This window comes from Halochromatium roseum, from assembly GCF_016653315.1.
GTDB lineage: Bacteria > Pseudomonadota > Gammaproteobacteria > Chromatiales > Chromatiaceae > Lamprobacter > Lamprobacter roseus.
Window position 1 is genome coordinate 40,374 of record NZ_NHSH01000087.1, and the last position, 11,324, is coordinate 51,697.

An 11,324-nucleotide genomic window follows, 5' to 3' on the forward strand; every position below is an offset into this window, starting at 1 on the left:
TGACTTTTCTGAGTCGGTTGGTCATCGGTGCCATCCCGCTCGGAGTGATCGTTGGCTTGCTCTGACCTTGGCCCTGGCCGCAGCGGGGCCGACCGCTGAACGACGGTCGAACCGAGGCCTGCCAGCGAAGCGGCACGAGGCCTATCAGCGAAGCGGCGTGGTTGTTTTCGCCCGACAGACGTTTAAAACCCCCACGACTGTCATCATTCGCCATCCCAGGTGTTTTCCCAGGCTTGAGCTGCTGAGCGGCTGAGCTGACATGGGCAGGGGTGAGCAAACGCGATCAGGGCCGACTAGCAGCGGCGGCTAGCCGTGCGCATTCTTGTTCTTGGCGTGCTCGATCGAGCCAACCGAGCCATGGCGCCTGGGTGCGCTTCCGGGTCAGCTTCGGAATGGCTTCCGGCTCAACAGATTCTCCTCAGCAGATGGACGCTGGCACGCACCGTGCTATCAGCGAGCGTGCCGTGGTCTCCGTCACGGTCACCCCGGCACATCCTGCAACTGACACAACCTGATGAGGAGCCAGCCATGTCTGTCGCCAAGATTATTGAGATCACCGCCGAGTCGACCGAAAGCTTCGAGCGCGCGATTCGCACCGGCATCGAAGAGGCCAGCAAGCGCCTCAAGAACATCGAAGGGGCCTGGGTCAAGGAGCAAAAGGTCGTCGTCAACGACGGCAAGATCACCGGCTTTCGCGTCGATATGAAGGTGACCTTCGTCATGGAGTAAGAAAGTGTCCACCAACTGCTTCCCGATTTGAGCGCCACTGTCCGGCAAGAATCGGGAAGTAGAAAATGGACGGCTGCTAAGCAAGTCTTCGCCTAGGCGTGCTGCACATCCGGATGCAGCGATCGGAGCAGGGCAAGCCGCGGCAGATCCGACGGCAGTGAGTCTGCCGACAGGCTGAAGCGCCGAGCAGGAAGCAGGAGAGCACCTGGCCTATGGCCGACTGTGCCGTTGCTAGGCGCTCTCTTGGTGACTGATCTCACCCCCGGATCACCCAGATGCGCCGCCCAGCCGGACTGCTGACCTCCTCGGCGCCGGTGCGCTCGGCGATCGGCGGCTGGCCGCCGCGGCGGTCGAAGATGATCAACCAGCCGCTGTCCAGGCCCAGGCCGGCCAGGTAGCCATCGAGCTGCTTGAGGCCCTGCGCGAATGGATCGAGGCGCCCATCACGCCAGACCTTTAGCGCGCACGGTCTGGGCTGTTTCGATGTTGACATAGAGTGCCTGATAGACGCCTTCGCGATTGAGATGCTCCATCAGCGCAAGCATGCAGCTCGTCTTACCGGTCTGGCGCGGGGCATGCAGCAGGAAATACTTCTGGCGTTCGATGAGCCCGAGAATCTCATCCAGATCCCAGCGCACGAGCGGCGGCAGGCAGTAATGTTGGGCGCAGTGGACCGGCCCTTCGGTGTTGAAAAAGCGCATGCGGGCGAGGCTCCGGCGGCATGGGAATGGGTGCCCAAGCATAGCAGGCCCGGACTTGGGCTCGGGTTCGGGCGCCGCCGCCGCAAGTCTCTAAGCGTCTTCAGAGCCGGCACCCAGGGCGCGGACCCGCTCCTGAATTGCGCTCATCAGCGCGATTGCGTGGCACATGGCCGGCCTCGTCATTGTCGAACCAGCAGTAGGTGTCCAGGCCGCGATCGGCCCAGCCTTGCAAGGTCTCGGCCCATCGCTCGAGCGCCTGATCGGAGTAGCGGCCGCGATAGGGGCCGTTGGGTCCATGCAGACGCAGATAGACGAAGTCGGCGGTGAGATGCGGCGCGGTCTCGTAGCCATCGAGGTCATAGATGCACAAGTTTCTGGCCAATGGCAGGATCAAGCGCAGAGATTGAGATGAGAGACCGCGCAGAACCCGAGCACCAGCATTGACGATCAGCGCGACAAGGCTGGGGATCACGGGCGTCATCGGGGCATATTCCCCGTCGGCGGGGGAAATGCGCCACCGCACCTCAGCAAGTGACCGCCCACAACGGGGGATCACAGCTATCAGGACACCGCCTCACAGCCGGCAAATGTTGGCATGTGATCTGCATGGCCAGCAGGCGGAGGCATCGCATGACTGTATTTGCGAACTCGCCAAGTGGCCACTGCCGACGATGATCGTCGTACCAGACAGCGGGAGGACAGATGGCACGCATGAGCACGGCCTTCGTGGCGCTGGCGGCGCTGTGCTGGGGGCTTGCAGGTGGGATCGGTGGGATGCTGATGGCCGAGGGTTGGGGTCCGGCGGTGGTGTCGTTCTATCGCGGCGCGATCGGGCTTCTGTTCGTGCTCGCTTGGCTCCTCGTGCGCCCGGGTGGCAGCGGACTGGCGCGTCCCCGCCTCTGGGGCTGGTCGGTGGTTGCCGGTCTCGGGGTGGCCGGTAACTTCTTCTTCTATCTCACCAGTCTCGCCGAAGGCAGCATCGCGGTGGCGGCGACGCTGATGTATTGTGCCCCGGTGTTCGTCTACCTTCTGTCCTTCGCGCTGAAACTGGAACGACCCACGCCGTCAAAGTGGGTTTCGATGGCCCTGGTCCTGCTCGGCATCCTGCTCCTGACGAGGGTCTACGAGACTGGCGCGTACGACATCACGCTGCTCGGCATCGTCACGGGGCTGTTGGCCGGGGTGTCCTACGCGGTCTTCATCTTCGGCTTCAAGCGGGCTGCGGCCCACGGCAGTCCACAGGCCATCCTCTCGATCGCGTTTGCGCTCCTCGTCATCGTGCTCGCCTGGGGCGGCGAGACGGGCGAGAAGGCGGCCGTGCTGACCTCCACGCGTTGGCCGCTCTTCGCGACGCTGGGCGTGCTCGGCGCAGGGCTATCATTCATCCTCTATATCCTGGGACTCAGGGCGACGCCACCGACCGTCGCCTCGATCGTCGCCATGGTGGAGCCGATCACCGCTGCGCTGTTCGGCGTGGCCCTGTTGAGCCAGGACCTGAGCGGGCTACAGATCCTGGGTATGGGGCTGATCCTGGTTGCGGTCACCACGTTGGGCGCGAAAGAGGGTGGCAGCCAGCGTCAGACGCGATGGGTGACCAGGCCCTTGAGCCGTTGGCGGTCTTCTGGCGCAAGACCGTCTCTTCGCCGCGGCATTGCTCAGGAACCAACCGATTTAAAGCCAGGCGCAGGCACAAGGTGGACGGAAGCCAGAACAGCTACTGAACGACCCAAGAAGCCGGAGAAGAATAACGGGTACTTGTCGCGAAGGAGACTTCCCCCCGTCTAGGCGCTGCTGGAGCCGGAGCCGAGGGCACGGACCCGCGTCTGAAGCGCATGGGCGATGCGCTCGGCATCGTCCTCACCATGACCTTCCTGCGCGAGCGTCTCGGCGTCGACCGGGGCGCCGATGCGCAGCTCGACCGGGCGTGGGCGGAGCTGCAGCGAGCCGGGCGGCAGTGCCTCGCGGGTGCCGCTGAGATGCACCGGCAGGATGGGCACCTTGCTGGCGAGGGCCAGCGAACCGATACCGGAGCGAAACGGCTGCAGCTCCCCGTCTGGTGAGCGTTGGCCCTCGGGGAACCAGATCAGCATGCAATCCCGCTTGAGTGCTGCGGCACCGAGCGCGAGGCTGGTCAACGGATTGCCGGAGGGGTCCACCGGCAGCACCCGCATGCCGCGGCTCAGCAACCGCATCCAGGGACGGTTGAACATGATCGCGGTCGCGCCACCCCAGCAGGTGGTGCGGCGACGCGCGTGATCAAGCACGGCCAAGATCGCTCCCGGATCGACCGCACTGAGGTGGTTGGGCGTCAGCAGACAGGCGCCCGAGGTGGGGATTTGCTCGGTCCCGCTCGCTTGCAACCGAAACAGCCCGCGCAGGATCGGGCGCACCAGTGCATGCACGAGCGTCGCGAGCCAGCGTAACGGCGCCGGCGGCGGGGATAAACGCTGTCGCTCGGTCTCGTTGAGCTGCGCTTCGGGATCTTGCAAGCGCTCAATGAGCGTGGCTCCGGTGACTGCGGTCTGCTCGGCCTCAATGGCCTCCTGCAGCAGATCGCGCACGCGCTCGATGCGACCGATGGCCTCCTCGTCGAGCGCCAGGCCGGCCTGCTGCTGCAGATCCAGGGTCAGATCTACCCATGCCAGCGAGTCGACGCCGAGGTCGAGGCTCAGATCGGTATCCGGAGTGATCGGGCGGTCCGAGAAACGCTCGCCGAGCCAGTGCCAGACGCGATTGGCGGCCGGGTCCTCGAGCAGCTGGCGATCCTCTGGCGTGAGATCGTCGAATGGCGCCAGCCCCGGCTCGGGGGCGGTCTCGGCCCCTTCGGACAGCGCCTCGAAACGCTCCGCGAGGCGAGGGCGGCGCAGCTTGCCGAGCCGGGTGCGCGGCAGTGGCGAGCGGTCGAGTCGCAGGCTGTCGATCTGCTGGGTGCTGGCCAGCTCGCGCGATGCAGCGGTGATCTCGTCGCTGATCTGCTGTCGCAGACGGTCTTGGTCCTGATCGCGCGCGGCCTCGGCCTCCGGGACGACGACCGCGGCGAGCCGACCTTCGTGGCCGAGCACCCCGATCTCGCGCACCGACGGACAGTGCTCGAGACACGCCTCGATGCGCTCGGGGTCGATGTTCTCGCCGCCAGCCAGCACGATCCGCGCCGATGCCCGGCCGCTGATATGGAGCCAGCCCTGCTCATCGAGATGGCCCAGGTCGCCGGTGCGCAGCCAACCGTCGTCGCTTAAGACCTCGGCGTTCTTCTCGGGGAGATCCAGATAGCCGCTGAAGATGTTTGGCCCCTTGGCCTGGATCTCACCTTGAGCCTGAATCCCGTCTTGGCTTGGTGTCCGATCACCCACCTGACCAGGCTCTGACTCATCTTCACCGGCCTTTGAGTGCTCTGAGTTCAGCGTCTGTTCTGTTGCCTGCGCTTGGCCCGATGCCTGACTGGAGCTTGGCGTCTCTGCGCCGCTCGCAGCGTCGTCGCGATCCTTGTCGCTGCCGGGCTGCTGCGCTTGAATGCGGAGTTCGACGCCGGGCAGGGCGCGCCCGGCGCTGTCGAAGCGTCTCCCGGGCGGGGCGAGGAAGGTCAGGATCGGCGAGGTCTCGGTGAGCCCGTAGCCGGTTGCGACCTGCCAGCCGAGCGCGTCGAGCCGCCAGGCAGTCTTGGCCTCAAGCGCGGCCCCACCGGAGATGAGCAATCGCAGTTTTGGCGCCACTCGGCGGCGAAGCGGTGCCAGCAAAGGTGCGCCGAGATTGATGCCGGTCTGCCGCCGCAGGACGACCAGCGCGCTCAGCAGACCCGAGAAGGCGGCGCTGGCGAGGCGCCCGGCACCGGCAACGCGCCGATTGATGGCGTCGAGCAGCGCCGAGTAGAGCCGCGGGATGCCGAGCATCGCGGTGGCCTCGCCTTCCTTCAGCGCGCGCACCAGCTGTGGGCCGGTCAGCGAGTAGGGCAGGATGATGCTGATCCCGAGCGCCAGCGGGCCCAGCATCCCGAGCGAGAACGGATAGACGTGATGCAGCGGCAGCGGTAGCAGCAGCCGATCGCTGGGACCGACGATGTCCTGGCTCAGGATCGCCTTGAGGTTCGACAACAGGTTGTGATGGGTCAGCGGGACGCCCTTGGGCGGCCCGGAGGTGCCGGAGGTGTAGAACAGGACCGCTTCGGCGGATGGATCGGGTTGCTCGCCGAGGTCGCGGGCGGTGTCAGTCGCCTCATCAGGTGCCTCATCAGGCGTCTCCCGCAGCAATCTGGCGATTGAATGGGCGCCAGCGGGTCGGGCATCGCCGTTGGCGTCGTCGTCGCCGCTGGCATCCGCACCCTGATTGCGCTCATCAACGCGATCGGCGCTGTCAGTGTCATGCTCCTCATTACCCTTATCGCGATCGAGCAAGACGAGCGTTGGCTGCGACTCGGCGGCCTGCTGCAGCTTGTTGGCCAGCCGCTCGGTGGTCAAGGCCCAGCGCGCGCCGCTGTTGGCGGCGATATGAGCCAGGTCGCGCTCACCGATCTGGCTATCGACCGGCACCGGGATGGCCCCGGCGCTGATGATGGCCAGACAGGCGATGATCCACTGTGGCGAGTTCGGTGCATAGAGCAGGACACGCGTGCCGGGCTCGAGCCCGGCGCTACGAAGTCCGGCGGCCAGGCCCTGCGCCTGCTCAGCCAGTGAGGCGGCACTCCAGTCTCGGCGCTGCTCGCGCTCGAGCTCCACCAGCGCTATCGCATCGCCACGCTCGCGCAGCAGCGGGATGAATTCGTTAAGGACCCGGATCTCGCTGACCTTCCGTCGCTCGCTGCTCACTTCACCGGTCTCCGTCTATTCGCTGATGTATGCAGACCCATTCGAGCCGAGAAGCTGAGCCAGGGTCTGGGCATTGCGTGGCGCATGGCCGGCTTCGTCATTGTCGAACCAGCAGTAGGTGTCCAGGCCTTGATCGGCCCAGCCTTGCAAGGTCTCGGCCCATCGCTCGAGCGCCTGGTTTGAGTAGCAGCCGCGATAGGGGCCGTTGGGTCCGTGCAGACGCAGATAGACGAAGTCGGCGGTGAGATGCGGCGCGGTCTCGTAGCCGTCGAGGTCATAGATGCAGAAGGCGGCGTTGAAGCGTTCGAGCAGCGCCAAGCTCTCGTCGTTGATCCAGCGCTGATCACGAAACTCGAAGGCCCAGCGCCCTTTATCCCCGCCGGCATCATGGCCGGCATCCTCGCCGGCGCCTTTGAGTGCTTCGAGGAATTGCTCTAAACGCTCCGGATTGAACCGCCATTTCGGTGGCAGCTGAAACAGTAGCGGGCCGCGTTTGGGTCCCAGGATGCGCATGCGCTCGAGCAGCGGTGTCAGCCCCTGCGCTGGGTCCTTTAGCTTCTTCATGTGGGTAATGTAGCGGCTCGCCTTGACCGCGAAGCAGAAGTCATCCGGTACGCTGTCGCGCCAGGCGGCGAGGCTGTCCTCACTGGGCAGCTGGTAGAAGCTATTGTTGATCTCTGCGCCGTTGAAGGTCTGCGCATAGGCCTGCAAGCGGCGCTTGCTGGGCAAATCATCTGGGTAGAAGGGGCCATTCCAGTGGTCGTAGGACCAGCCGGAGGTGCCGATGCGGTGCCTTGCCATAGAGACCTCGAGCAGGGATCAGCGAGACTGGATGCAGATGGCGTCGCTTAGGCGAGCTGAATCGTCATTCAGATCCTATTCATCTGCGTTGCGGTGATCTGTTTGCGTGCCTCTGCACCAGAGCAAGCCAGCAAGTTTCTGGCCAATGGCAGTATGAAGAGCAGAGATTGAGATGAGAGACCGCGCAGAAACCGAGCACCAGCATTGACGATCAGCGCGACAACGCTGGGGATCACGGGAGTCATCGGGGGTTATTCCCCGTCGGCGGGGCAAATGCGCCACCGCACCTCAGCAAGTGGCCGCCGACAACGGAAGATCACGCCTGTCAGGACACCGCCTCGAAGCCGGACACCACATCGAGCAGCTCGCTGGTAATCTGTTCTTGGCGCACGCGGCGGAAGCGACCGGTGACCTCCTCGAGCCGTTCGTCGATGTTCTTCTCAGCGGCCTGCATCGCCGCCAGGCGACCGCCGTGCTCGGCGGCAAGCGACTCGGCCAGGGCGCGAAACAGCATGAAGAAGTAGTGCTGGCGCAGCAGATGCCGCAGCAGAGCAGGTTGCGGCATCATCGCTTGCGGCAGCTGCCGTGATGGCCAGGGGAGCTGGGCGAAGCGCTGAAAGCGTTCTCGGTCGAACGGGAACAGCTGCTGCCGCGTCGGCGCATAGCCGCTGCGACCGCTCGGGCGGTTGTGGAACAGCTCGACCCGGTCGACACCCTGCGCCCGCCAGTCATCGACGCGCAAGAGCACCCGTTGCACCACAGCCGTGATCCCGGTCGCTGAGCTCGGCACCTGCATCCACTCAAGTTGGCTCTGCTGATCCAGCAGCGGCAGTAAGCGCTCGCCGACGGCGAGCCAGTGCATCGCCGCGGGGGCCTGCTCGCCGCGGGCCTGCTCGCCGGGTGATTGTTCCGATGCCTGCTCCGATGCTTGCTGCGATGCTTGCTCCGACACATGTTCTAACGCCTGCTCGGCAATGACTTCATTGAAACGGCCGCAGAGTCCATGATCGGTGCCAAAGACGATGACGGCTGCCGCACTGCTCCCATTGGCGCTGCGATCAGGCAAGGCCTGAAGACCGTCGCGGAGCGCGACCTGCAAGCCGAGCTGAATGCACTGCTCGGAATCGGCCAAGGTGTCGGCTGCACGCTCATACTGGCGGATGCTGACCGCCGAGAGCGCCTTCATGGTGCGAACGATCTGCTGCAGATCGCCAAGGCTCTGAATCCGTTGCTGCAGGGCTTGGGGAGATTCCATGCGGTCAATCGTCCTCGGTCAGCCCGCTGACAGCCTCAGCGGCGGCCGTCTCGAGCTGTTCCCAGTCCGGCTCGTCCAGGTCGTCACCGGCATCGATCCGCTCGCAGATCGCGGGCAGCGCGGCGCGCACCTGCTCGCGGATGCGTTGCTCGGCCTCGACCACGCGCTCGGTCGGCACCGCATCGAGGTGACCCTCGTTGGTCGCTAGCAGCACCGCGACCTGCTCGCTCGCGCGCAAGGGCTGCCCAGCCGGCTGACGCAGGATCTGCCGGACGCGCCGTCCACGCTCGATGCGTTGTCGGGTGCGCTCGTCGAGCCGGGTCGCAAAGCGCGCGAAGGTCTCGAGCTCCTCAAACTGGGTATAGGCGAGGCGCAGATCGCCAGCGACTTGGCGAAAGGTCGGATACTGGGTCTTGCCGCCGACGCGCGAGACCGAGCGCCCGACATCGATGGCCGGCAGCAGCCCCTTGCGAAAGAGAGTCGGCGAGAGATAGATCTGGCCATCGGTGATCGAGATCAGGTTGGTGGGGATGTAGGCAGAGATGTCCTGGGCCTGGGTCTCGACGATCGGCAGTGCGGTGAGCGAGCCGCCGCCGAGCTCCTCGCGCAGGTGCGTGGCGCGCTCGAGCAGCCGCGAGTGGATGTAGAAGATGTCGCCCGGGTAGGCCTCACGGCCTGGTGGGCGGCGCAGCAACAGCGACAGCTCGCGATAGGCGCGGGCGTGGCGGGTCAGATCGTCGTAGACGATCAGCACATCGCGGCCCTGTTGCATGAAGTATTCGCCCATCGCCGTCGCCGCGTAGGGCGTGATGTACTGCAGCCCGGGCGCATCCTCACCGGAGGCACTGACCACGATGCTCCGCGCGAGCGCGCCGCTGCCGCGCAGCGCGTCGACCGCGCGCGCCACCGCGGTGCCGCGTTGGCCGATCGCGCAGTAGATGCAGAGCACATCCTTGTCGCGCTGGTTGATGAGGGTGTCGATGGCGACGGTGGTCTTGCCGCTCTGGCGGTCGCCGACGATCAGCTCGCGTTGGCCGCGGCCGATCGGGATCATCGCGTCGACCGCCTTGATCCCGCTCTCGAGTGGGGTGGAGACCGGCGCGCGCTCCATGATCGCCGGTGCCGGTCGCTCCACCGGCCAGCGCTCAGTGGTCGACAGCGGCCCGCCGTCATCGAGCGGGCGGCCGGTGGCATCGATCACGCGTCCGAGCAAGGCCTCGCCGACCGGGGTGTCGGCCTGGCGTCCGGTGGCTCGCACCTGCGCCCCTGGCGTCAGGCGATCCCCCTGATCGAGCAAGACGATGCCGATCTCGTGCTCGTCGAGGTTGACGGCCAGACCGAGCACGCCGTCGGGGAAGCGCACCAGGGCTTCGGCGCCCAGCGTCGGCAGTCCGCGCACCCGGGCGATGCCGCCGCCGACCTCGAGCAGGGTGCCGATCTCGCTGAGCTTGGGTTGGAGCTCGACCCTCTCGATGGTGGCGCGGACGCGATCAAAGCTCTCTTCGAGCGTGCGTTCGAGCATCAGGCGGTCTCCGCAACGTTGAGGTGGCTCAAGGTCGGTTACTGATTGCATGGCTCTGCATGGCATGGCTCTGCATGGCATGGATTGGCTCGTTGCGATGGTCGTGCAATCATCAACTGGTGACTGTGCTGAAGACGGCGCTGAACGCCAGGCTGTCCAAGCGCTGAACCTCAGGCGGGTGTCGCGCCGATGGCGTTGTCGAGGCGGGCCTCGAACTGATCGAGATAGTCGGCGAGGGTCCAGCCAAGGCGTTGGCCACCGACCCGGAGCTCGATCCCGCACAGCAGCTGCGATGACTCCTGATAAGCGACGTCGCGCTGTTCGCCGAGCTGTTGCTGGATCGCCTCGGTGAGCTGTCGTCGCTGCGACTCGGCCAGCGCAAAACGGGTGTTGATCTGGACCTGCTCGCTCGCCGAGGCATCCGCCAACCGTTGACGCATGTCCTCGTCCAGCGCGTCCAACTTGGCGATGAGCTGATGCACCATCTGCGCTTCCAGCTCGACATCGGCCAAGTCGGTCAGGGCCTTGCGCGCCAGCTGCTCGAAGCCTGCTGTGGTCTCACGCCGCAGACCCTCGAGAAACCGATCCTTCTCATCCTCGGCTTGCTGTTGCCAACGCTGGCGGTTGGCCTCGCGCTCGTCGCGGGCCTCATCGAGCAGCTGTTGACGCTCCTGTTCGGCATGCTCGCGCGCCTCGTGCATGAGCCTGTCGCGCTGCTGCTCGAGCTGCTGAAGGCGCTGATGCAGGCGTTCGCGCTCTTGCTCGGCCCGCGCCTCACGCTCGCGGCTCTGTTGCAGCCGATCCTCGATCCGCTGCTCGCGGCGCGCCATTGCCGCGGTGACCGGTTGGTAGAGAAAGCGCTTCAGCAAGTAGACCAGGATCAGGAAATTGACCACTTGCGCGGCGACCGTGAGCCAGTCGATCTGCATGGTCTCAGCCTCCGGCGATGACCTGGTCCCAGAACGGATTGGCGAAGATCAGGATCATCGAGACCACGAAGCAATAGATCGCCGTCGACTCGATCATCGCCAGACCGACGAAGAGCGTGCGCGTGATGTTGGCCGATTCATCGGGCTGCTGAGCCATGGCGCTCAGGGCCTGGGCCACTGCGCGGCCTTCGCCGAGCGCCGGGCCGATCGCGCCGATGCCAATCGTGAGTCCAGCGCTGAGTGCCGACACCATGCCAATGAGGGCGATACTGTCCATAAGACCTCCTGATGATGAAGCTGTGGGGGGTTAAGCCTGTGTCGAGCGGTCGGTCTGTTCGGGTGCCTGATCGCTTTGCTGATCGTCTTGCTGTTTGCCTTGCTGGTCGCTTTGCTGCTTGCCTTGCTGATCGGAGCCCTGATCGGAGCCCTGGTCGGAGCCCAGGTCGGCTGCCCGCTGGGCGCTGCTCGCCGAGGCGATGTAGACCATCGCCAGCACGGCGAAGATGTAGGCTTGGATCATGCCGGTGAGCAGCCCGAGCAGCTGCATCACGATCGGGAAGAAGAACGGCGTCAGACTCAGCAGGATGC

10 protein-coding genes and 2 pseudogenes are annotated in these 11,324 nt (G+C 65.4%); 2 read left to right on the plus strand and 10 right to left on the minus strand.

Features of this window, described 5'->3' with window-relative positions; translation table 11 throughout:
• The first annotated feature begins 528 nt into the window (after positions 1 to 528).
• Positions 529 to 729: a dodecin family protein gene (locus CCR96_RS23925; protein ID WP_200244513.1), complete on the plus strand. Its 201-nt coding sequence runs from the start codon at positions 529 to 531 to the stop codon at positions 727 to 729.
• 256 nt (positions 730 to 985) lie between these two features.
• On the opposite strand, the gene CCR96_RS23930 is transcribed toward CCR96_RS23925, so the two are convergent.
• The 3 genes from CCR96_RS23930 to CCR96_RS23940 all read right to left on the minus strand — a co-directional run bounded on the left by CCR96_RS23930 (position 986) and on the right by CCR96_RS23940 (position 1,911).
• Positions 986 to 1,222 carry a hypothetical protein gene (locus CCR96_RS23930; protein WP_201224608.1) on the minus strand — a complete coding sequence of 79 codons (237 nt, stop codon included), beginning with the start codon at positions 1,220 to 1,222 and terminating at the stop codon, positions 986 to 988.
• Positions 1,173 to 1,430: an AAA-like domain-containing protein gene (locus tag CCR96_RS23935; RefSeq protein WP_242519339.1), complete on the minus strand. Its 258-nt coding sequence runs from the start codon at positions 1,428 to 1,430 to the stop codon at positions 1,173 to 1,175. The genes CCR96_RS23930 and CCR96_RS23935 overlap by 50 nt, the downstream gene beginning before the upstream one ends.
• 100 nt (positions 1,431 to 1,530) lie before the next feature.
• Positions 1,531 to 1,911, minus strand: coding sequence for a DUF72 domain-containing protein (locus CCR96_RS23940; protein WP_201224610.1), 381 nt, complete (start codon positions 1,909 to 1,911; stop codon positions 1,531 to 1,533).
• Between the two features lie 221 nt (positions 1,912 to 2,132).
• On the opposite strand from CCR96_RS23940, the pseudogene CCR96_RS23945 reads away from it, so the two are divergent.
• Positions 2,133 to 3,014, plus strand: a pseudogene (locus CCR96_RS23945) (DMT family transporter); the annotation flags it as partial.
• 197 nt (positions 3,015 to 3,211) lie between these two features.
• Here the strand turns inward: CCR96_RS23945 and CCR96_RS23950 are convergent.
• The 7 genes and pseudogenes from CCR96_RS23950 to CCR96_RS23980 all read right to left on the minus strand — a co-directional run.
• Positions 3,212 to 6,229: an AMP-binding protein gene (locus tag CCR96_RS23950; RefSeq protein WP_201224614.1), complete on the minus strand. Its 3,018-nt coding sequence runs from the start codon at positions 6,227 to 6,229 to the stop codon at positions 3,212 to 3,214.
• A 15-nt stretch (positions 6,230 to 6,244) separates the two neighbouring features.
• A complete protein-coding gene (locus CCR96_RS23955; RefSeq protein ID WP_201224616.1) occupies positions 6,245 to 7,030 on the minus strand; it encodes a DUF72 domain-containing protein in 786 nt (261 codons plus the stop codon).
• Positions 7,031 to 7,355: 325 nt separating this feature from the next.
• The gene (locus CCR96_RS23960; protein ID WP_201224617.1) at positions 7,356 to 8,285 is read right to left on the minus strand and encodes a F0F1 ATP synthase subunit gamma; all 930 of its coding nucleotides are present in this window, start codon (positions 8,283 to 8,285) and stop codon (positions 7,356 to 7,358) included.
• Between the two features lie 4 nt (positions 8,286 to 8,289).
• Positions 8,290 to 9,807: an alternate F1F0 ATPase, F1 subunit alpha gene (locus tag CCR96_RS23965; protein ID WP_201224618.1), complete on the minus strand. Its 1,518-nt coding sequence runs from the start codon at positions 9,805 to 9,807 to the stop codon at positions 8,290 to 8,292.
• 170 nt (positions 9,808 to 9,977) lie between these two features.
• Positions 9,978 to 10,736, minus strand: a complete 759-nt coding sequence (locus tag CCR96_RS23970; RefSeq protein ID WP_201224619.1) for a F0F1 ATP synthase subunit delta — start codon at positions 10,734 to 10,736, stop codon at positions 9,978 to 9,980.
• Positions 10,737 to 10,740: 4 nt separating this feature from the next.
• Positions 10,741 to 11,013 (minus strand): F0F1 ATP synthase subunit C, encoded by a 273-nt coding sequence (locus CCR96_RS23975; RefSeq protein WP_201224620.1) that lies wholly within the window; start codon positions 11,011 to 11,013, stop codon positions 10,741 to 10,743.
• Between the two features lie 30 nt (positions 11,014 to 11,043).
• A pseudogene (locus tag CCR96_RS23980) lies at positions 11,044 to 11,324 on the minus strand (hypothetical protein); the annotation flags it as partial.

What these genes read in the sequence shown, in the direction of transcription:
- CCR96_RS23955 (WP_201224616.1), bottom strand. Translation starts at nt 7,030, where the DNA reads ATGGCAAGGCACCGCATCGGCACCTCCGGCTGGTCCTACGACCACTGG.
- CCR96_RS23970 (WP_201224619.1), bottom strand. Translation starts at nt 10,736, where the DNA reads ATGCAGATCGACTGGCTCACGGTCGCCGCGCAAGTGGTCAATTTCCTG.
- CCR96_RS23925 (WP_200244513.1), top strand. Translation starts at nt 529, where the DNA reads ATGTCTGTCGCCAAGATTATTGAGATCACCGCCGAGTCGACCGAAAGC.
- CCR96_RS23935 (WP_242519339.1), bottom strand. Translation starts at nt 1,430, where the DNA reads ATGCGCTTTTTCAACACCGAAGGGCCGGTCCACTGCGCCCAACATTAC.
- CCR96_RS23975 (WP_201224620.1), bottom strand. Translation starts at nt 11,013, where the DNA reads ATGGACAGTATCGCCCTCATTGGCATGGTGTCGGCACTCAGCGCTGGA.
- CCR96_RS23940 (WP_201224610.1), bottom strand. Translation starts at nt 1,911, where the DNA reads ATGACGCCCGTGATCCCCAGCCTTGTCGCGCTGATCGTCAATGCTGGT.
- CCR96_RS23930 (WP_201224608.1), bottom strand. Translation starts at nt 1,222, where the DNA reads ATGTCAACATCGAAACAGCCCAGACCGTGCGCGCTAAAGGTCTGGCGT.
- CCR96_RS23965 (WP_201224618.1), bottom strand. Translation starts at nt 9,807, where the DNA reads ATGCTCGAACGCACGCTCGAAGAGAGCTTTGATCGCGTCCGCGCCACC.
- CCR96_RS23960 (WP_201224617.1), bottom strand. Translation starts at nt 8,285, where the DNA reads ATGGAATCTCCCCAAGCCCTGCAGCAACGGATTCAGAGCCTTGGCGAT.